This window comes from Streptomyces sp. NPDC051041 (assembly GCF_044456065.1).
Taxonomy (GTDB): domain Bacteria; phylum Actinomycetota; class Actinomycetes; order Streptomycetales; family Streptomycetaceae; genus Streptomyces; species Streptomyces glaucus.
In genome coordinates, this window is the sequence record NZ_JBITFM010000002.1 from 291492 (window position 1) to 312444 (window position 20953).

A 20953-nucleotide genomic window follows, 5' to 3' on the forward strand; every position below is an offset into this window, starting at 1 on the left:
GCGGCGCCCCTCGCCGCGGGACGCCGCCCTCGTCCCTCACACCACCCGCGTGGCCCCCGCGAACGGCATCTCGCTGATCGGGGCCACCCGCACCGGCGCCGACGGGTTGGGGGCGTGGATCATCCGGCCGTTGCCGACGTACAGGCCCACGTGGCTGACACCGGAATAGAAGAAGACCAGGTCGCCCGGGAGGAGCTGGGAGCGGGAGACGCGGCGGCCCGCGCCGATCTGCGCGTAGCTCGTGCGGGGGAGGGAGACGCCCGCGGAGCGGTACGCGGCCTGGACCAGTCCCGAGCAGTCGAAGGCGTCCGGACCGGTGGCGCCCCAGACGTAGGGACTGCCGAGCTTCCGGTAGGCGTACGACACGGCGGCCGCGGCACGGGAGTTGGGCGCCCGCACGGGGCCGGATGCGGCCGTGGCCTCCCGTACGTCCGGCGAGGTGCGCGTCGCGTGGCCGGTGCCGTCGGCGAGCGGTGCGCGCTCCTCCGGCGTCAGCCGGGACAGCAGACGGCGGGCCGTGCCCAGCTTGTCGGTGACCGTGGCGCGGTGCCGCTTCAGCTCCGCCTGCCGCGACTTCAGGGCGGCCAGCTCGATGCGCGCCGCCCCGCGCAACTGCTCGATCTCCCGGAGCTGTTCGCGGACGCGGGCGACGGCCGCGGCCTGCCGGCTGCCCGCCCGCTCGACGAACTCCGCTCCCTCCAGGTACCGGTCGGGATCCGTGGCGAGCGCGAGGTGCAGTGCGGGGTCGAGCCCGCCGCTGCGGTACTGCGCCGCCGCGGCCGAACCCAGCGCCTGGCGCGCCGAGTCGAGCCGGTCCTCCTTGCGGGCCGCCCGGTCCTGCAGACTCTCCAGCCGCTGCTCGGCCGCCTCCGCCTGCTCCTTGGCGCCGTTGTACTTCTCGGCGGCGGCCTCCGCCTCCTGGTACAACTCGCCCACCTTGGCCCTGACCTGCTCCGGCGTCAGTCGGGGCTCGGCGTGTCCGGTCCCGTCGAGGGTCGTCGCGGCAGCCGCGCCGGCGAGGACGGCGGTGGCGGCCGTGCGGGCTCTGCCGCCGCCCAGGAGGCGTTGTCGGGGCTTGCGGTGCGCTGCCACCGGGGTTCCACGTCCTTTCGTACGGCCGCCGGGCCCGTGCCGCGGCCGCCCGGGGACCGGGCGGACGACCGGGTCGCGCGTCCGGCGGCGGTCCGCACGGGGGGAGCGGACCGCCGCCGGACCTCCTCGGCGGCGGCGCCGGCTGCCGCCCCGGGCGGGGCGGCGGTGGGGAGCCGGTCACCTGCTGGAGGACGCTAAGCCTCGTCGGACGGGCCCGGTGGCGGGATGTACGGAACTGTCGGGAGCGGACCGGCAGTTGACCGTATGCGCCCGTCATCGCTCTCTGTGTTCACGTTGTTTACCCAGTGTGATGATCGGTGTGTCGGACGGGGCGGGGAGCAGTGGCAGGCACCGGGAGGTGCGTACGGGCAGGCGCCGCCGGGGTGGTCCCAACCGGGACGGGGGCGGGGCGGGCCGGTGTCGGACGGCCCGTGGGCCTCTGGCTAGGCTCCGGCCCCATGGACGTACTCATCCACCTCTTCGTCGGTCTGCACATCATCGGCATCGCCGCGCTCCTGGGCGGTTTCCTGACCCAGGTGAAGGCGATGGGCGAGGGCACCGCCCGCTTCGGCCCGGCGATGCTGCACGGTGCGCTGACGATGCTGGTCACCGGAGTGATCCTGGTCGGCCTCAACCAGGCCGACGACCAGTCCGTCGACAACGTCAAGATCGGCGTGAAGCTGGCACTGCTGATCGTCATCCTCGGTCTCGTCTACGTGAAGCGGGACGAGGAGAAGGTGGACAAGAGCCTGTTCGGCCTGGTGGGACTCCTCACCACCGCGAACGTCTTCATCGCGGTGCTCTGGACCTGAGCCCGCCCGGGACCGCCCGGCCCCCGGACCACGGGCCCCGGCCGCACGCGTGCGCGGCGTGCGCCGCGCACGCGCGGGACAGGTTCGGGGAGGGCGGCCCCGCCCGTCAGGCCGGCCGCACCACGCTGTGGATCGACGACTCGCCGTCGTAGTAGACCGACTCCTCCCGGACGTACGCGCCGGGCTTCGGGGCGTGGATCATCATGCCGTCGCCGATGTAGAGGCCGACGTGGGTGACGTCGTCGTAGAAGAACACCAGGTCGCCGGGTCGGGCCTGGGAGAGGGGGACCGTAGTGCCCGCGTTCACCTGGTCGTAGGTGGTGCGGGGCAGGGTGACCCCGGCGGCCTTCCAGGCGGCCTGGGTGAGGCCGGAGCAGTCGTAGGACCCGGGGCCGGTGGCGCCCCAGACGTACGGCTTGCCGATCTGGTCGCGGGCGAAGGCGAGCGCCTTCCCGGCCTTCGTGCCGTAGGAGGAGCCCGGCGCGGACGACGAGCCCGACCCGGACGGCGAGTCCGGCGCGGACGGCGAGTCCGGCGCGGACGGCGACGCACTCGAACCGGAACCCGATGAGCCGCTCTCCTGCCGCCGGGCGGCCTCCTCCTGCCGCTGCCGTTCCCGGGCCTGCCGCTCGGCGAGTTCCGCGGCCTTGCGGTCGGCCTCCTCCTGTTTGCGCTTCTCGATCGCCGCGAGCCGCGCCTTCTCCTCGGCGGTCAGCTCCGACAGCAGGTCACGCGCGTCGGCGAGCTTCTGCTGGACGGTGGCCTTGGCCGTCTTCAGGTCGTTCTGCGAGTCGGTGAGCTTTTCGAGGCTGTCGGTGGCCTCCTGACGCTTCCTCATCGTCTCCGACTGCTGCGCGAAGTAGTCGTCGACCGCTTCCTTCTGCCGGCCGGTGAGCCGGCTCATCAGCTGGTTCTGGTCGAAGTAGTCCTGCGGGGAGTCCGCGAGCAGGAAGGTCGCGGTGTCCGGCACGGATGCGCCGGTGCGGTACTGGGCGGCGGCGTAGGAGCCCAGTTCCTCGCGTGCCTCGTTGAGCTTCTGGGCGCGCCGGGCGACGTCGTCGAGGAGGGCGTCGACGCGCTTGCGCTGCTCGGCGGTCCTCTCCTTGGCCGCGTTGTACTCGTCGGTGGCCGACTCCGCCTGGCGGTACAGGTCGTCGACCTTCTTCTCGACCTCTTCGAGACTCGGCCTGTCGTCCGAGGGGGCGGCGTTGGCCGTCTGGGGGAGCAGGGCCACGGAGGCGAGGGCCGCCGTGGCGAGGGCGGGGGTCCGTATGCCTGCTGCGCGGGTGCCCGCGGTGCGCGGTTTGCGGTGCGACGCCAAGGGAGGCGACTCCTTCCGTGCTCCGCCTGCCGGGTTGGCTGTCGGGTTCGGGCGGGTGGTCCGGAAGGCCGCCCTACGGCCCTGCCCCGCGGGGCGGAGCGGGCCGATTCACCCCGGGTTCTCGGTCGGGTCCCCGGCTCGGCCGCCGTGCGGGCGCGCCGGACTCGGCGGAGGCCGCGCGACCCGGCGACGTTCGCCGGTGGGGGTCGTACGGCCCGCCCGCACGGTAGCCAACCCGTGCGGCGGCTGTGAAGGTTGGCGGGTGATATGCCCGATACATTTTCGTGACCTTCGTCCGGGGGTCGCGCAGGGTGAGCCGCCGGGCGCGGCCTGTGGGGCACCAGACCGGGCGGCGGCTCCCGCAGGGGGTGCGCGTCCGCGCGTCGTACCGGACGGCGGTGGTCGCGGTCGGTGCGGCCGCGCCTCCGGAACGTGGCCGGAACCCGGGCGCCCGGGCGGGCTCTGGGCCGGGCGGACCCGCGCGGACGCGGCCCGGCGAGGCCCGTTCCGCGGGATGTTCCCGGGCGGGCAGCGGGCTGTCGGTGGGGAGCCCTAGACTCGGAGAGCGATGAGCAGCCTCTTTGACGACAGCTTCCTGGCGGACCTCCAGGCCTCCCCCGGCCCTGCGGAAGAGCCCCCGCCGCCCGAGGACGATCACGTACCGGAGCCGATTCCGGACGATCTGTTCGGCGGGAAGTTCGACGTGCCGCCGGACCGGGACGCCTACTACCGGGACGGCGCCCCGCGCCCGGTGGTGGACCCCGCCGCGCTCCTGGAGGGGCTGAACGACAACCAGCGCGCCGCCGTCGTGCACTCCGGCTCCCCGCTGCTCATCGTGGCCGGCGCCGGCTCCGGCAAGACCCGCGTGCTCACCCACCGCATCGCCCACCTGCTGGCCGAGCGGGGCGTCCACCCGGGCCAGATCCTCGCGATCACCTTCACCAACAAGGCCGCCGGCGAGATGAAGGAGCGGGTCGAGCAGCTCGTCGGCCCGCGCGCGCACGCGATGTGGGTGATGACCTTCCACAGCGCCTGCGTGCGGATCCTGCGGCGCGAGTCGAAGAAGCTCGGCTTCACGTCCTCGTTCTCGATCTACGACGCCGCCGACTCCAAGCGTCTGATGGCCCTGGTCTGCCGCGACCTGGACCTGGACCCCAAGCGGTTCCCGCCGAAGTCCTTCAGCGCCAGGATCAGCAACCTGAAGAACGAGCTGATCGACGAGGAGGACTTCGCCGCGCAGGCCGCCGACGGCTTTGAGAAGACCCTCGCCCAGGCCTACGCCCTGTACCAGTCGCGGCTGCGCGAGGCCAACGCCCTCGACTTCGACGACCTGATCATGACGACGGTCAACCTGCTCCGCGCGTTCCCGGACGTCGCCGAGCACTACCGCCGCCGCTTCCGCCACGTCCTGGTCGACGAGTACCAGGACACCAACCACGCCCAGTACGCCCTCGTGCGCGAGCTGGTGGGCCCCTCCGGCGAGGGCCAGGACCCCGCAGAGCTGTGCGTGGTGGGCGACGCCGACCAGTCGATCTACGCCTTCCGCGGCGCGACCATCCGCAACATCCTCCAGTTCGAGGAGGATTACCCGGACGCCACGACGATCCTGCTGGAGCAGAACTACCGCTCCACCCAGACGATCCTGAGCGCGGCCAACGCGGTCATCGAGCGCAACGAGTCCCGCCGCCCCAAGAACCTGTGGACCAACGCGGGCGCGGGCTCCCTGATCACCGGGTACGTCGCCGACACCGAGCACGACGAGGCGCAGTTCGTCGCCGACGAGATAGACCGCCTGACCGACGCGGGCGAGGCGAAGGCGGGCGACGTCGCCGTCTTCTACCGCACCAACGCCCAGTCCCGGGTCTTCGAAGAGGTCTTCATCCGCGTCGGGCTGCCCTACAAGGTCGTCGGCGGCGTCCGCTTCTACGAGCGCAAGGAGGTCCGGGACGTCCTGGCCTACCTGCGGGTGCTGGCCAACCCGGAGGACTCCGTGCCCCTGCGGCGCATCCTCAACGTCCCCAAGCGGGGCATCGGCGACCGCGCGGAAGCCATGATCGACGCCCTCGCCCAGCGCGAGAGGATCAGCTTCCCGCAGGCGCTCAAGCGCGTCGACGAGGCGTACGGCATGGCCGCGCGCTCCGCGAACGCGGTCAAGCGGTTCAACGCGCTGATGGAGGAGCTGCGCACGGTCGTCGAGTCCGGCGCGGGACCGGCGACCGTGCTGGAGGCGGTGCTGGAGCGCACCGGCTACCTCGCCGAGCTGCAGGCCTCCACCGACCCGCAGGACGAGACGCGGATCGAGAACCTGCAGGAACTCGCCGCCGTGGCCCTGGAGTTCGAGCAGGCCCGCGGCGAGGACGACCCGGGCACCCTCGCCGAGTTCCTGGAGCAGGTGGCCCTCGTCGCGGACTCCGACGAGATCCCCGACGAGGAGGGCGACGGCGTCATCACGCTGATGACCCTGCACACCGCCAAGGGCCTGGAGTTCCCGGTCGTCTTCCTGACCGGCATGGAGGACGGCGTCTTCCCGCACATGCGCGCCCTCGGCCAGACCAAGGAACTGGAGGAGGAGCGGCGCCTGGCGTACGTCGGCATCACGCGTGCGCGGGAGCGGCTGTACCTCACCCGGTCGACCATGCGCAGCGCGTGGGGGCAGCCGTCGTACAACCCGCCGTCGCGGTTCCTGGAGGAGATCCCGCCCGCGTACGTGAACTGGAGGCGGACCGGGGCCGGCGCCCCCGCGTCCTCCGGGCCGCTCTCGGGGGTGGCGGCCTCGCTGTCGTCGTCCCGGTCCCGCTCGTCGGCGTCGGGCGCGTCCGGGTTCGCCACCCGCCGCGCCGCGGAGAAGCCGGCGGTGGCGCTGGCGGTCGGGGACCGGGTGACCCACGACCAGTTCGGGCTGGGCACCGTGGTCGCGGTGAAGGGCACCGGCGCCAACGCCGAGGCGACGATCGACTTCGGCGACGCCAAGCCGAAGCGGCTGCTGCTGCGGTACGCGCCGGTGGAGAAGCTGTGACTGCGTGATCCGGTCCGCGAGGTGAGCCCCCGCCCGGGCGGCGGGGGCCTGCCGGGACGTTACGTCGGGTCCAGCCCGTGGCTGCGCAGCCACGCGAGCGGGTCGATCGTCGAGCCGCCCGCCGCCCGCACCTCGAAGTGCAGGTGGGGTCCGGTGGAGTTGCCGGAGTTGCCGGAGTACCCGATCGGCTGGCCGGCCTTCACGGCCGTGCCGGAGGGGACGATGTAGGTGGAGAGGTGGCAGTACCACGTCTCCGTGCCGTCCTTGGCGGTCACGATCATCATGTTGCCGTACGCGGTGTTGTACTGCGTGCGGACGACGCCGTCGGTCGCGGCCATCACGGTCGTGCCGTAGGAGACGGGGAAGTCGATGCCGGTGTGGATGGACATCCAGTTGATGCCGGACTGGCCGAAGTAGGCGCTCAGGCCGTGCTGGGCGACCGGCAGCGCGAACTTCGGGCGCAACCGCTCCTTGCGGGCCGCCTCCGCCGCCGCCCGCTTCCTCTGCGCCTCCTGCTGGGCCTCGAGGTCGATGCGCTCCTGGGTCCGGCTGGCCCGGTCGGCGAAGTCGTCGACGCCCGCGGACAGGCTCTTCAGCTGGGTGTCCAGTTTGCTGTTGGCGGTGGACGGCTTCACCGGCTGCGCGTCCGAGGCGGCCGCCGACGTGTCCTTGTCGTCGGTCAGGCCGCCGACGGAGGCGGCGGCGATGCCCGCCACGCCCATCACGCACGCCGAGGGCACGGCGACGGTCAGCAGCGCGGAACGCTTGGCGGGCGGGCGGCGGCGGGAGCGGCCGCTGCCCCGGGAAGCCGCGCGGGAGGGAGCCGGGGGCGTGACCTCCTCCTGGTCGTCGAGGAGGGGGGCCACGGCGGGCAGTTCGCCGGTGGCGGCCACCTCGTCGTCGTCCGGGGCCGGCCGGTCGTGCGAGGCGGCCCGCGCGTCGTAGGCGGCGTCCGGTTCGTCGTACGCGGCGGACTCCCCGTAGGAGTCCTGATCGCCCTGCTCGACCTGGTCGAAGACGGCGGTGGCGTGCTGGTCGGGGGAGTCGCCTATGGGGTGGTACTCGTCGGCCGACGGCGTGGTGCCGTCGGCCGTGCCGCCGGAGTTCCACTGCGTGGCGTCGTAGGCGCCGGTGTCGAACGCCTGGGTGCCCCACTCCCACTGCTGGGTCTGGTCGGCCGGGTTGCCGGACTGGTCGGGCGGGAGCCAGGCGCCGGTGTCCCACTGGCCGGTGGCGTCGGGGCTCGTGGCCTGCGGCGGGATGACGGGAAGCGGCTGGTGCCCGGTCGTCCAGGCCGTCGCGTCGTAGGCGCCGGTGTCGTAGGCGGCGTGGTGATGGGCCGGGTACGCGTCGTGGTCCACGGCCTGGTGGGCGCCGGTGGACCACTGGCCGGTGTCGTACGCCCCGGTGTCCCGGTCCGGGAGACTGCCGAAGAGCGGATCCGCCTCGAAGGTCCCCGTGGCGTGGCCGCCGGTGTCGAAAGCGGTGGTGCCGTAGCCGCCGTAGGTGGTGTCGCCGTACTGGGCTTCCTGGGTGCCGTACGACGCGTGGTGCGCCGGGGCGGCGTCGGAAGCCGGGGCCGGGGTGGTCATGGTCCCCGACGGGTGACGGTCGTTCACCAACTTCTCTTTCGCCTCGACAACAGGGGCTGCCAGAGCAGTGCGGCGACTGTACCCGGCGGTACGCGGGCACGACAATCTTCCGCAGGTTTCGCACGCGCAGGAAACGGGCAATCGGCCGTGTTTCGGCGAACTGCGGACAAGAGTTTGGCCTTGTGTTCGAGATTTGTTCGATCCTGGTCCACCGGTGTTCCGGCGACGCTCCGGGGGCGAGGCGGCATGGGGGCGGCGGCGCGGGGTGGCCGGGGCGCTGTCCGGCTCGTTTCGCCGGCGGCGGCCGCCGGGTGATCGCCGGGCGGCTGTCAGGCGACCGTGAGGCCGTCGGCGTGGTCGGCGGACTCGGTTTCCGGCCCGGGCGTGTCGTCGAGGGCCCGGCGCACGCCCGCGGCGACGGCCGGGTGCACGGGCAGGGCGAGATGGCCGATCCCCGTCACCCGCACGTTCTGCGCGCTGAGGTCGGGGTGGTCGAGGCGGGCCGTCTCCAGCGGGTCCATTACGCGGTCCAGGTCGCTCCAGAAGCTCACGAAGTGCGTGCGGCAGCCGGGTGCGGGCCGGGCCAGCTCCTCGATCACCGGCGAGCCGGGGCGCATCTGGCGCACGATGGGGTGCGCGTTGGCCAGCGGCAGCACCCGGGTACCGGCGTGCGGGGTACCGAGGGTCACGAGGATCCGTACCCGCGCGTCACCGCCGAGTCGCTGTACGTAGTAGCGCGCGATCAGGCCGCCGAGGCTGTGCCCCACGACGTCGACCCGGTCGCTGCCCATACGCTCGCAGATCTCCTCTATGTGCCGGCCGAGCAGCTCGGCGGCGGTGCGGATGTCGCAGGTCAACGGCGAGTAGTTGAGGGACTCGATCCGCTGCCTGCCGTGCTGGGCGAGGCTGCGGCGCAGCAGGACGAAGACCGAGCGGTTGTCTATGAAGCCGTGGATCAGGACGACCGGGGGCTTGGCCTGCGCGGGCAGGCGGGCGGCGCTCGGCGGATTCGGCGTGACCGACGGGGCCGCGGTGCTCTCCGCGCTCAATATGGCTGCTGTCTCTTCTATGACTCCTGCGTCCTCTGCGACTGCTGTTCCCTCCGCGACCTCCGTTTCTTCTACAGCGGGTGTGACTGGGGTGACCTGCGTGCCCAGTGAGGGGATCACGGGAACCGCCCGGCGCTCCGGGGTGAAACCGGAGGGATAGAGCAGCAGGTGCCCCGCGAGGATCGCGAGGTCCAGGGCGGTCGCCTTCAGGAGGGCCAGGGAGAGTCCCGTCAGCCTGCTCGGGAGGAGCCGTTGGCAGAGCGGAAGAACCGGCATGAGGGGCAGTGCTGCCCTGGTGACCTTCATGGCCGACCTCCTTGTCGGCACGCGGCGGGACGCCTCCGTCCCCGTGTGCCCTCCTGGAGCGTCGCGACACGGGATTTCGGCGATGTGTCTGAGAATCGCGTGAACTGAGCGGTGCATGCGTCATGTGCGACGCCGGTGAGGGGAGGAGTTCCCGCCGGTGCGACGGCGAGGCTCTCCGATGCCGTGCCCTGTCAGCCCTGCGTGCCCTGTGACCTCGCCGAAGTGCCGCATCACCACGGAGCGCGGCCTCCCGCGCGGTGGTGCGGCGACCCCGTTGCGGCTCTCCTCGCGCCCGACTCCGCCGTGGTCCCGTTCCGCGGGAACGCGCGGCGCGGGAGCCGCGGGAATCCGGAACGGTGCGCGGCGAACGTGTCCCACCGTGTGATTTCCCCCTCGGTCCGCACCGCGAAACTGCCGGTTGCGGGATGCTGGCGATAACGTTCGTTCACTTCCCCGGGCGGCCGGGCATCCTCCCCGTGCGGACGGGTGCGGGTGACCGCGCCGCGGTGGCGCATCGGGTGCGGTGGACAGCGGGACACGCGGTACGCCGGCCGTGCCGCTCCGGCGCGGCGCGGGTGCGCGCGTGCCGCGCATCGCGCGTACGACGTGCTCGTGACGCGTCATGCGCGGCACGGGTGATGTGTGCGGTACTTGTCGGTACGGATGGATGTAGTCGCTTCATGGAGGCAGTGATGGGTGTGGCAGCCGGTCCGATCCGCGTGGTGGTGGCCAAGCCGGGGCTCGACGGCCACGATCGCGGGGCCAAGGTGATCGCGCGGGCACTGCGCGACGCCGGTATGGAGGTCATCTACACCGGGCTTCACCAGACACCCGAGCAGATCGTCGACACCGCGATCCAGGAGGACGCCGACGCGATCGGGCTCTCCATCCTCTCCGGCGCGCACAACACGCTCTTCGCGGCCGTGATCGACCTGCTCAAGGAGCGGGACGCGGAGGACATCCTGGTCTTCGGCGGCGGGATCATCCCCGAGGCGGACATCCCTCCGCTGAAGGAGAAGGGCGTCGCGGCGATCTTCACCCCCGGCGCGACGACGGCGTCGATCGTGGACTGGGTACGGGCGAACGTACGGCAGCCGGCGCAGGCGTAGCCGGCCGCACGGGCCGGGGGCCGGCGCGGGGCGGGAGCCGGCCCGAACGCTGCCGGGGGCGCGTCCCCGTCCCCGGCCTCCCGCCGCCGGGACGGGCACGGCGGTGACCGGCGCGGGGCGGCGCGGTACACGCCCGCCCGTGCCGGCGGGACGGGCACGCCCTACGCCGCCCTCAGCTCCTCGGCCATGGCCGCGCGCAGGCGCAGGGTGCCGACCAGGCGTTGGAAGGCCTCCGCCCAGTAGCCGCCGGCCCCCGGTGACGCGTCCTCCCGCTCCTCCGGTACCGCCAGCAGCGCGTCGAGGCGGCTCGCCTCGCAAGGGTCGAGGCAGCGTTCGGCCAGGCCCATGACCCCGCTGAAGCTCCACGGATAGCTTCCCGCGTCCCGCGCGATGTTCAGCGCGTCGACCACGGCGCGCCCGAGCGGCGGGGCCCACGGCACGGCGCACACCCCCAGGAGCTGGAACGCCTCGGACAGCCCGTGCGTCGCGATGAATCCGGCCACCCACCCGGCCCGTTCGGCGGCGTCCAGCGTGCCGAGCAGCTTCGCCCGCTCCGCCAGGGACACCGCGCCCGGACCGCCGGCCTCGGGTGCCGTGGGCGCTCCGAGCAGCGCCCGCGCCCACCCGGCGTCCCGCTGCCGCACCGCCGCCCGGCACCACGCCGCGTGCAGCTCGCTCTGCCAGCCGTCCGCCACCGGCAGGGCGACGATCTGCCGGGGAGTGCGTCCGCCCAGCCGCCCGCACCAGGTGCCGAGCGGCGTCGCCTCCACCAGCTGGCCCAGCCACCAGGACCGCTCCCCCCGTCCGGTGGGGGGCTTCGGGACGACGCCGTCGCGCTCCATGCCCGCGTCGCACTCGTGCGGCGCCTCCACGAGGATCGTCGGCGTGTCCCGGGTGGGGTCGACGGCCACGCACGCGGCGGCCCGGGCCGCCATCCGCGCGGCGAGCGCCGAACCCGGCAGCGCCGACAGCAGCTCCGCCGCCGTCGCCCGGACGTTGCGGCTGCGGTCGGCCAGCGCCTGCTCCAGGAACGGCTCGTCCTCGGGGCCGAGCCCCGCCCGCAGCGAGTCGAGGAACATCAGCCGGTCCTCGGCCCGCTCCGTCGCCCAGGTCGAGGCGAGCAGCTCGCGGGCGGCGGCGGGTTCGCGGGCGCGCAGCGCCGACAGGAGGGCGACGCGCTCGGCGAAGAGGCCCTCCTGCCAGAGCCGGTGCACCCGCTCCGTGTCCTGCGGGCGCGGCAGGGCCGTGCCGCCGCCCGGGGTCGCGCGCAGGGCGAACCGCCAGTCCGGGTTCAGCCGGGCGAGCCACAGGGCGCGCGGACCGGCGAACGCCAGCGCCGCCGGACGCAGGTCGGTGCGCCCCCGCGCCGCGTCCAGCAGTGCGGGCAGGGCCTCCGGCGGTGCCGCGTAGCCGTGGGCGTTCGCCGCCGCGAGCCACTGGGGCAGCAGCTCCATCAGGTCCGGCGCCGTGCCCCTGCGGCCTCCGCCCGCCGCGCCGGGGCGGTCGGCCAGCAGCATCGCGAGCCTGCGGGCCGCCGCGGCCGGCAGCGGCGGGCGAGGGTCCTCGGGAGCCGGTTCCGGGCGCCGCGCCGCGCGGGCCGGCCGCAGCCCGGCCCGTCTGCGGACGGTCTCCGCGGCCGCCGCGTCCAGCAGCGCGACCGGCGCCTCCCGTCCCGGCGCGCAGCCCGGTGGCGTGCGCCGTTCCGTGCCGAGCAGCGCCGTGGTGACGAGTTCCTCCCAGGCGCCCGGCGCGGGTGCGCCCGAGGGAGCGGAGGCCCTGGTCATACGGATTCCTTTCCGTCGGGTTCCGAACGCCTTCTCGCCGGCTGCCGGCCGGGGCCGCTCAGCACAGCGGCACCGCGTCGCCCGGTCCCTCCGGCCAGGCCGTCAGCGGGGTGAAGCCCCGGTGGCCGCACTCGCCGAAGACCCTGACCGGCGCGCCGCCCGAGAGGGCGGCGAGGCGCCACAGGCCCGGGCGGGCCCGGGCGGCGGGGGTGAGCGGCAGCGCCGCGTCCTCGTCGGCGTCCGCCAGCTGCCAGGAGTCGCCGTCCGGGGCCGGCACGACCCGGTCCAGGGTCACCGGGACCGACTCCAGCCACGGGTCGTCGCGCAGTGCCTCGCCGTAGCGGGCGGCCGCCTGCGACGTCGTCATGCCCGGCGGCCGCGTCGACGCCGGCGCGGGTGGCGCGAACTGTTCGCCCAGGGCCACCCGCTGCTGACCGGCGCCCGGGTAGGCGGACACCTCCGCGTCCAGGGTCAGCCCGACCGGCAGGGCCGGTTCCGGCGCACGGCCGGCGGCGCCGTAGGAGAGGACCAGCACCGTGCGGCCCGATCCGGCGCCGTACAGCCATGTGCGGCGGGTCGTCAGGTGGGTGTCCGCCGTGTCGTACCGGGCGAGGACCAGCCAGCGGTCCCGCACGGGCGGGCCGTCCGGCGCGGCGGGCAGGCCGACCCGTGAGCGGACCGTCGCCGCCAGGCCGTCCGGCAGCTCCTCGCGGCGCAGCCACCCCTGGTCGAGGAGGTGCAGCAGGGCGCACTCCTCCAGCAGCCGCACCGGCCAGCCGGGCCCGGACCCCGGGATCGCGCCCAGCTCCCGGACGCGCGCGGCCAGCCCGGGCGCCTGGGCGTCGACCATGCGGGCCGCCGTCTCCTCCCACAGCCCGTACCCCGCCTGCTCCGCGCCGGCCAGGCCGCCGCGGAGCAGGTCCGCCAGGCGCTGCTCCAGTTCCGTCGCCCCGGCCGTGACCAGCCGGGCCCGGCGCTCCGCCCTGCGCCGTGCCGCCTCCGGATCACCCGGCCCGGACGCGGCCGCGGTCCGCTTCCCCTCCGTGCGCCCGCGCCCGCGCCGGCCCGCCAGCCACCGCCCGGCCCAGTCCGGGGGCTGCCCCGGCGGCACCGCCCCGTCGCCGCCCGCCCAGAGCAGCAGCAGCCCGAGCGCGTGCTTGCACGGTGACTTCCGGCTCGGGCAACTGCACGCGTAGGCGGGCCCGGACGCGTCCGCGAGGTCGACGACCGTCCGATACGGCTCGCTGCCGCTGCCCTTGCACAGCCCCCACACCGCCCCCTCGCCGGAACTGCCCGCCCCGGACCACGGCCCGGCCGCGCCGAGCCTGCCTCCCGCTTTGCGCGACGCGTCGTCCGGTGCCAGTGCCAGCACCTGGTCCGCGGTCCAGCGCGCCCCCTGCTGAGTCATGCCGTCGACGGTAGGTCCCGGCACTGACAATCGACCGCCCGAGCGGCTCCGCGATGGCCCCACCAGCGCGTTCAAGCAGGTCAGGGCGGATTGTCAGTGGTGTGGTGCACGGTGGACACCAGATCCGAACCGGCCGAGCTGGAGGGGGACTCAGCCATGCCTGTGCCCGTAGAACCGACGTCCGCCGATCCGAGCCGGAACGGGGCCGCGCCCGCGGACACCGGCGCGGCCGCCCCCGAAACCGCGGTCGCGGGCACGCACCCGTCCGCGCCCGGGACCGACGCCCTGCGTCCGCACGCCGAGGACGCCTTCGCCGACGAGCTCGCCGCGCTGGCCGCGCAGGACGACCGCCCGCGCCCGGCCCGCTGGAAGCTGTCGCCCCGGGCCGTCGCGACGTACCTGCTCGGCGGCACCCTGCCGGACGGCACGGTGATCACTCCGAAGTACGTGGGCCCGCGCCGCATCGTCGAGGTCGCCGTCACCACGCTCGCCACCGACCGCGCCCTGCTGCTGCTCGGCGTGCCCGGCACCGCGAAGACCTGGGTGTCCGAGCACCTGGCCGCGGCGGTCAGCGGCGACTCCACGCTGCTGGTGCAGGGCACGGCCGGCACGCCGGAGGAGGCCGTCCGCTACGGCTGGAACTACGCGCGGCTCCTCGCCCACGGCCCGAGCCGCGACGCGCTCGTGCCCAGCCCGGTCATGCGGGCCATGGCCCAGGGCATGACGGCCCGCGTCGAGGAGCTGACCCGCATCCCGGCCGACGTGCAGGACACGCTGATCACGATCCTGTCCGAGAAGACGCTGCCGATACCGGAGCTGGGCCAGGAGGTCCAGGCGGTCCGCGGCTTCAACCTGATCGCCACGGCCAACGACCGCGACCGCGGGGTCAACGAGCTGTCCAGCGCCCTGCGCCGCCGCTTCAACACGGTCGTGCTGCCGCTGCCGGAGAGCCCCGAGGCCGAGGTCGACATCGTCGCGCGCCGCGTCGACCAGATCGGCCGCTCCCTCGACCTGCCGGCCGTGCCCGACGGCATCGACGAGATCCGCCGTGTCGTCACCGTCTTCCGCGAGCTGCGCGACGGGGTGACGACCGACGGGCGGACGAAGCTGAAGTCGCCCAGCGGCACCCTGTCGACGGCCGAGGCGATCTCCGTCGTCACCAGTGGTCTCGCGCTGGCCGCCCACTTCGGCGACGGCGTGCTGCGGCCCGGCGACGTCGCCGCGGGCGTCCTCGGCGCGGTCGTCCGGGACCCGGCGGCGGACCGGGTGATCTGGCAGGAGTACCTGGAGACGGTGGTCCGCGAGCGGGACGGCTGGACGGACTTCTACCGGGCCTGCCGGGAGGTGAGCGCGTGAGCGACAACACCTCGATGTGGGGCGGCAGGCGCAGGACGGAGACGGTGTCCGCCCCGGTGCCGGGGGACCGGGCGGCCGGACGGGCCGGCGAGGGAGAGGGTACCGGCCGGGGCCGGTGGCGAGGGGGGACCGCGTGACAGGCGCTGACGGCGGCGGGCGCAGCGGGTCCGGCGCGGGGCCGCTGCTGCTCGGGGTACGGCACCACGGACCGGGGTCGGCGCGGGCGGTGCGGGCCGCACTGGCGGCGGCCCGGCCGCGGGTGGTGCTGATCGAGGGCCCGCCCGAGGCCGACGCCCTGATCCCGCTCGCCGCCGACGAGGAGATGCGGCCACCGGTCGCCCTGCTCGCCCACGCCGTGGACGAGCCCGGCCGTTCGGCGTTCTGGCCGCTCGCCGAGTTCTCCCCGGAGTGGGTCGCGATCCGCTGGGCCCTGGAGCACGACGTCCCGGCCCGCTTCATCGACCTGCCGGCCGCGCACACGCTGGCGTGGGAGACGGCCGCGGGCGAGGCACCGGCCACGGAGGCCGGGGACGGGAACGGGTCCGCCGGGCCCGGCACCGAGGGCACCGCGCCCGGCGGGGACGGCGCGGGACCGGCGGCCGGGCGCGGCCCGGACGCCGGGCCGGCCCCCGGCACGGACGCCGCCGGCGCGCCCGCCCCCGCCGGTGGCGCAGGCCCGGACGTCCGGATCGACCCGCTCGCCGTGCTGGCCGGGACGGCCGGCCACGACGACCCCGAGCGGTGGTGGGAGGACGTCGTCGAGCACCGGGGCGCGGGGGAGGGAGACCCGCTCGCGCCGTTCGGCGCGCTGGAGGAGGCCATGGCGGCGCTGCGGGAGGCGTACGGCAGCGGCGGGCGCGGCCGGGACGCCGTGCGGGAGGCGTACATGCGGCTCCAGGTGCGGGCGGCGCGGCGCGAGTTCGCCGACGGCGTGGCCGTGGTGTGCGGGGCCTGGCACGTGCCCGCGCTGCGCCGGAAGGCCACCGTCGCCGCCGACCGGGCGCTGCTCAGGGGACTGCCCAGGGTCAAGGTGGACATGACCTGGGTGCCGTGGACCCACCGCCGGCTGTCCCGGGGCAGCGGGTACGGGGCGGGCATCGACTCGCCGGGGTGGTACGGGCACCTGTTCGGCGTACCGGACCGGCCGGTCGAGCGGTGGATGACCAAGGTGGCGGGGCTGCTGCGGGCCGAGGACCGGATCGTCTCCCCCGCGCACGTCATCGAGGCGGTGCGGCTGGCGGAGTCGCTCGCCGCGCTGCGCGGCCGCCCGCTGCCCGGCCTCGGCGAGATGACCGACGCCGTGCGGGCGGTGATGTGCGAGGGCTCGGACGTGCCGCTGGCGCTGGTGCACGACCGGCTGGTCGTGGGGGACGTGATGGGGGAGGTGCCGCCGGCCGCGCCCGCGGTGCCGCTGCAGCGCGACCTCGCCCGGACCCAGCGCCGGCTGCGGCTCCGGCCGGAGGCGCTGGAGCGGGTGCTGGAACTCGACCTGCGCAAGGAGACCGACGCCGGCCGCAGCCGGCTGCTGCACCGGCTGCGGCTGCTCGGCGTCGACTGGGGCGAGCCGGCCGCCTCGCGCGGGAGCACGGGCACGTTCCGGGAGACCTGGCGGCTGCGCTGGGAGCCGGAGCTGTCCGTGCGGGTCGCCGAGGCCGGGGTGTGGGGGACGACCGTGCCGGCCGCCGCGACCGCCAAGGCCGGGGCGGACGCCCTCGCCGCGCCGGACCTGGCCGAGGTCACCGCACTCGCCGAGCGGTGCCTGCGGGCGGAACTGCCGGACGCGCTGCCCACGGTGATGCGGGTCCTCGCCGAACGGGCGGCGCTCGACTCGGACGTCGGCCGTCTCGCCCAGGCCCTGCCGGCGCTGGTCCGCTCCCTGCGCTACGGCGACGTGCGCGGCACGGACACCCGGGCGCTGGCCGAGGTCGCCGCGGGTCTCGCCGAGCGCGTCTTCGTCGGCCTGCCCCCGGCCTGCACCGCGCTGGACGCGGACGCGGCCGAGGAGATGCGGCGCCACGTCGACGCGGTGCACCGGGCGGTGGGCCTGCTCGGCGACGACCCCGCGCCGGCCCACGGCGATCTGCGGGCCCGCTGGCGGACGGTGCTGCGCGCGCTGTCCGAGCGGGACACCGTGCCCGGCGTCATCCGGGGACGGACCGCACGGCTGCTCCTGGACGACGGGGAGCTGGCGCAGGAGGAGGCGGCGCGGCTGATGGGACTGGTGCTGTCGCCGGGGACGCCGCCGGCGGACGCGGCGGCGTGGATCGAGGGCTTCGTCGGAGGCGGCGTCGGCGGCGGGATGCTCCTGGTCCACGACGAGCGACTGCTCGGACTGGTCGACGCCTGGCTGACCGGGGTGCCGGCGGAGGCGTTCACGGACGTGCTGCCGCTGCTGCGGCGCACCTTCTCGGCGTACGAGCAGGGCGTGCGCCGCACCCTCGGCGAACTGGTCCGGCGCGGCCCGGGGCAGCGGGGGAGCGGCGCGGTGACCGGTTCGGACAGACCGGGGTTCGCGCCCGGCCTCGACACCGGGCGCGCGGACGCCGTGCTGCCGGTGGTGCGGCTGCTGCTGGGCCTGGACGGCGACCGGGATGGAGCGGGGCAGGACGCCGGAGACGGCGAGGACTCCAGGAACAGCGGGATGACCGAGGGCGGTGAGGTGTTCGAGGACGTCGGGGTCTTCGAGGGCGTCGAGGTGACCGGGGACGACGAGAGGGCCGGAGGCGGCGAGGACACCGGTCTCGTCGGGGTGACGCGATGACGGCCGGGGCGAGGGGAAGGGGCGGCGTGCGGATGCCGTACAGGGCCGGACGCGGGCCGAACGAGCTGGTGAACGGGTCCGGATGCCGGACCGGCGAGCGGGCGGGGGTGGGCGTGTGACGGCCGGATCCGCGGACCAGGCGCAGGAGCGGCTGCGGCGGTGGCGGCTGGTGCTCGGCGGTGACGCGGCCGACGGCACCGGGTGCGCCCTCGCCGGGCGGGACGCGGCGATGGACGGGGCGCTCGCCGCGCTCTACGGGAAGGGGGACGGAGCGCAGCCGGGGCGGGACCGTGCGGCGGGGCTGGGAGCCTCGGCGCCGTCCGTGGCGCGGTGGCTGGGCGACATCCGGACGTACTTCCCCTCCTCCGTCGTACAGGTCATGCAGCGCGACGCCATCGACCGGCTCGGGCTGGCCGCCCTCCTGCTGGAGCCGGAGATGCTGGAGGCGGTGGAGGCCGACGTGCACCTGGTCGGCACGCTGCTGTCGCTGAACAAGGCCATGCCGGAGACGACGAAGGAGACGGCGCGGGCCGTCGTGCGCAAGGTCGTCGAGGACCTGGAGAAGCGCCTCGCCACCCGCACCCGGTCCGCCCTCACCGGCGCCCTCGACCGCAGCGCCCGCGTCAGCCGGCCCCGGCACCACGACATCGACTGGAACCGCACGATCGCGGCCAACCTCAAGCACTACCTGCCGGAGCACCGGACGGTCGTGCCCGAGCGGCTCGTCGGCTACGGACGTGCCTCCCGGTCGGTGAAGAAGGACGTCGTCCTCTGCGTCGACCAGTCCGGGTCGATGGCGGCGTCCGTCGTGTACGCGTCGGTGTTCGGGGCGGTGCTGGCGTCCATGCGGTCGATCAGCACCCGGCTCGTCGTCTTCGACACGGCGGTCGTCGACCTCACCGACCAGCTCGACGACCCGGTGGACGTGCTCTTCGGCACCCGGTTGGGCGGCGGCACGGACATCAACCGGGCGCTGGCGTACTGCCAGGAGCGGATCACCCGGCCCACGGAGACGGTGGTGGTGCTGATCAGCGACCTGTACGAAGGCGGGATACGGGACGAGATGCTGAAGCGGGTCGCGGCGATGAAGGCGTCGGGGGTGCAGTTCGTGACGCTGCTCGCGCTGTCGGACGAGGGCGCGCCCGCGTACGACCGGGAACACGCGGCCGCGCTCGCCGCGCTGGGCGCACCGGCGTTCGCCTGCACGCCCGACCTGTTCCCCGAGGTGATGGCGGCGGCGATCGAGAAGCGGCCGCTTCCGGTACCGGAGACGGCGTGACGTCCCGGGACCGGCGGCGCCGGGCCGGGTGACGACCGGTCGGGTCGCGCGACGGCGGTCGGGCCGGACCCCGGCTGCCGGGTACGGCTGCCGGGGCGCGCGCGGAAGGCCGGTGCGGGCGACGGCGTCCGCCGACGATGCGCCGGCCCGCGGGACCGGCGGAGCGGCGCCGTCCGGATGCGGCCGGCGAAAACGGACATGACTGCCCATCGGTAGCGAGGGGCTTGCGCGACCTCGGGAACCCCGTGCGAGGATCGACGCCTCGGTGGCGAGGCGCCGCGCTCCGCAGGCCCGTGCCGTGTCGTGCGGACTCGTCGCCGTAAGCCGTGCCGCGCCGACCGCCCTCACCCGCCGACCGTCGTCACACGTCACCCGTTCCGCCGCACGGGAGGAACATCCCCGCCTTGATCCGGCAAGCAGCCCCGGCCGACGCCGCTGTACGCGTGCTGCGCACAGCGGCCGGACGGTGCGTGCTCCGGGCCGTTCTCCTGGTGGGCGGGGTGTTCGCGGCCGGACTCCTGTGCGGAGGACCGGCCCAGGCCGCCGAGGGCCGGAATCCGGCGGCCCCGATGACGGCCCCGGCGGCTGCGGTGGCCCCGGTGACCGCGCCGGCTTCTGCGCGGGACGCGTGGCCGTCGACGGGAAGCACGGCCGGGAAGCCGGCCGGGGGTCCGGCCGGCGACCGCGTGCCCGCGGCGGGGCAGGACAGCGGACCTGGCCCGCGCACTGCCCCGGACCGGCAGCAGACCTCTCCCGGCGGCCTCCTTCGCCCGGTCGTCGAGGACGCCGTCCATTCCGTGGACGCGCGTGTCGTGCGGCCGGTCGGCGGCCTGGTGCGGACGGCGACCGAGGGGCTGGCCGAAAGGATCCCCGAACCGCCCTGCGGCCCGTCGGCGGAGCTGCCCGGCCTCCCCGGCCTCCCCGGCCTGCCGACACTGCCCGGCCTCCCCGGCACCCCCGGTTCGCCCGGCGTTCCGGATCCGCCCGGCGAGCCCTCGGCGCCGGGACTCCCGGACGTACCGGGGACGCCGGAGCTGCCGGAGCTGCCGGAGCTGCCGGAGCTGCCGGAGTTGCCGGAGCTGCCGGACGTGCCCGCTGCTCCCGCGGTGCCGGGACACCCACTGCCCACGCCCGTCACCCCGGACCCGCAGCCGGGCTCCCCGGCCGTCCCGTCGGCCGGCGACGGCCACACCCCCGACACGCGGGGCGACGCGGTGGCGGGAACCGATGTCCACGGTCCGCGCGTCGGCGTCGTACCGGAGGCGTCGGCGCACGGCGGCGCGCACCGGCAGCGTGCCGCGTCGCCCAGCGGTCACGTTCTCGTCCACCGGGAGCCCGCCGGTGAGCCGGACGGTGCGCTGGGCAACCGGTCGGCGGCCGACAGCGGCACCCCGCGCCACGGCGACGTCCAGGCCGTCACCCCGGACCACCGGACTGCGCCGCGGTTCGTGCCCGGCGGCACCGTGTCCGCCGACGCGGCCGGGATCCGGGACCGGTACCGGGACGTTCCCGTCTCCCCCGCATAGAGCGGACCCTCCTGCGCCGTAGACCCGGCGCGCGGGACGGAACGGGCCTGCCCGTCCGTCCGGCCCCCTCCGTTCCCCGGACGGGGGCCGCCGAAGCCGCGACCGGGTCCGCGGTCCCCGCCCGGAGACCTGCCGTTCCCAGGAATCTCCCGCCCCCAGGAACCTCCCGCCCCCAGGGGTCCCCTGCTCCCAGGAGGTCCCCTGCGCTCAGGAGCCTCCTGCTCGCGGGCCCCCCGGGCAGGGAGCTCTCCGCTTCGGGGACCGCGGCACCGGCCGACCGCCGCCCGGCGGGACGACCGCCGTGATCCCGCACCGGCCGCGATCACCGCAAGCCCTGAAGTCCCCCGAGCCCCCAGTCCCAAGCTCCGACTCCCAACCCCCAGCCCTCCCAGCTCTCACATTCCCGGAACTCTCCGCCGCACCCCGGGCGGAGCGGACTCCGCGGAGTCCGAGGTCCGAACGGCCGAAAGCCGTCGGTCTGTTCGGGCGGAGGCCCGCGGACGGGGCGGCGGGTCCCCGATGGGGCGGGGACCCGCCGCCCG

13 protein-coding genes and 1 riboswitch are annotated in these 20953 nt (G+C 75.3%); of the genes, 7 read left to right on the forward strand and 6 right to left on the reverse strand.

The window, feature by feature from the left end; all coding sequences use genetic code 11:
- Positions 1-36: 36 nt before the first annotated feature.
- The gene (locus ACIBAI_RS04635; RefSeq protein WP_399030937.1) at positions 37-1092 is read right to left on the reverse strand and encodes an NlpC/P60 family protein; all 1056 of its coding nucleotides are present in this window, start codon (positions 1090-1092) and stop codon (positions 37-39) included.
- Positions 1093-1550: 458 nt separating this feature from the next.
- Between ACIBAI_RS04635 and ACIBAI_RS04640 the strand changes: the two genes are divergently transcribed.
- Positions 1551-1904 (forward strand): hypothetical protein, encoded by a 354-nt coding sequence (locus ACIBAI_RS04640; RefSeq protein WP_399030938.1) that lies wholly within the window; start codon positions 1551-1553, stop codon positions 1902-1904.
- Between the two features lie 106 nt (positions 1905-2010).
- Here ACIBAI_RS04640 and ACIBAI_RS04645 read toward each other — a convergent pair whose 3' ends face one another.
- A complete protein-coding gene (locus ACIBAI_RS04645; RefSeq protein ID WP_399030939.1) occupies positions 2011-3225 on the reverse strand; it encodes an NlpC/P60 family protein in 1215 nt (404 codons plus the stop codon).
- 8 nt (positions 3226-3233) lie between these two features.
- Positions 3234-3391, reverse strand: a riboswitch (cyclic di-AMP (ydaO/yuaA leader).
- Between the two features lie 402 nt (positions 3392-3793).
- Here ACIBAI_RS04645 and pcrA point away from each other — a divergent pair.
- Entirely contained in the window at positions 3794-6241 is a 2448-nt protein-coding gene (gene pcrA, locus ACIBAI_RS04650) for a DNA helicase PcrA (protein WP_399030940.1), read from the forward strand.
- 59 nt (positions 6242-6300) lie between these two features.
- Here pcrA and ACIBAI_RS04655 read toward each other — a convergent pair whose 3' ends face one another.
- Positions 6301-7860, reverse strand: a complete 1560-nt coding sequence (locus tag ACIBAI_RS04655; RefSeq protein WP_399030941.1) for a M23 family metallopeptidase — start codon at positions 7858-7860, stop codon at positions 6301-6303.
- A gap of 302 nt (positions 7861-8162) precedes the next feature.
- A complete protein-coding gene (locus ACIBAI_RS04660) occupies positions 8163-9188 on the reverse strand; it encodes an esterase/lipase family protein (RefSeq protein ID WP_399030942.1) in 1026 nt (341 codons plus the stop codon).
- A 692-nt stretch (positions 9189-9880) separates the two neighbouring features.
- On the opposite strand from ACIBAI_RS04660, the gene ACIBAI_RS04665 reads away from it, so the two are divergent.
- Positions 9881-10297, forward strand: coding sequence for a cobalamin B12-binding domain-containing protein (locus ACIBAI_RS04665; RefSeq protein WP_344602693.1), 417 nt, complete (start codon positions 9881-9883; stop codon positions 10295-10297).
- Between the two features lie 161 nt (positions 10298-10458).
- Here ACIBAI_RS04665 and ACIBAI_RS04670 read toward each other — a convergent pair whose 3' ends face one another.
- Both ACIBAI_RS04670 and ACIBAI_RS04675 read right to left on the reverse strand, forming a co-directional pair.
- Positions 10459-12081 (reverse strand): DUF5691 domain-containing protein, encoded by a 1623-nt coding sequence (locus ACIBAI_RS04670; protein ID WP_399030943.1) that lies wholly within the window; start codon positions 12079-12081, stop codon positions 10459-10461.
- 58 nt (positions 12082-12139) lie between these two features.
- On the reverse strand, positions 12140-13489 hold the full coding sequence (locus tag ACIBAI_RS04675; RefSeq protein ID WP_399030944.1) for an SWIM zinc finger family protein: 1350 nt from the start codon (positions 13487-13489) through the stop codon (positions 12140-12142).
- Between the two features lie 156 nt (positions 13490-13645).
- On the opposite strand from ACIBAI_RS04675, the gene ACIBAI_RS04680 reads away from it, so the two are divergent.
- From ACIBAI_RS04680 to ACIBAI_RS04695, 4 genes are all read left to right on the forward strand, one after another.
- The gene (locus ACIBAI_RS04680; RefSeq protein ID WP_399030945.1) at positions 13646-14845 is read left to right on the forward strand and encodes an AAA family ATPase; all 1200 of its coding nucleotides are present in this window, start codon (positions 13646-13648) and stop codon (positions 14843-14845) included.
- 133 nt (positions 14846-14978) lie between these two features.
- Positions 14979-17606: a DUF5682 family protein gene (locus ACIBAI_RS04685; RefSeq protein WP_399030946.1), complete on the forward strand. Its 2628-nt coding sequence runs from the start codon at positions 14979-14981 to the stop codon at positions 17604-17606.
- 82 nt (positions 17607-17688) lie between these two features.
- Positions 17689-18885 carry a VWA domain-containing protein gene (locus ACIBAI_RS04690; RefSeq protein WP_399030947.1) on the forward strand — a complete coding sequence of 399 codons (1197 nt, stop codon included), beginning with the start codon at positions 17689-17691 and terminating at the stop codon, positions 18883-18885.
- A gap of 797 nt (positions 18886-19682) precedes the next feature.
- A complete protein-coding gene (locus ACIBAI_RS04695; RefSeq protein WP_399030948.1) occupies positions 19683-20411 on the forward strand; it encodes a hypothetical protein in 729 nt (242 codons plus the stop codon).
- Positions 20412-20953 lie beyond the last annotated feature (542 nt).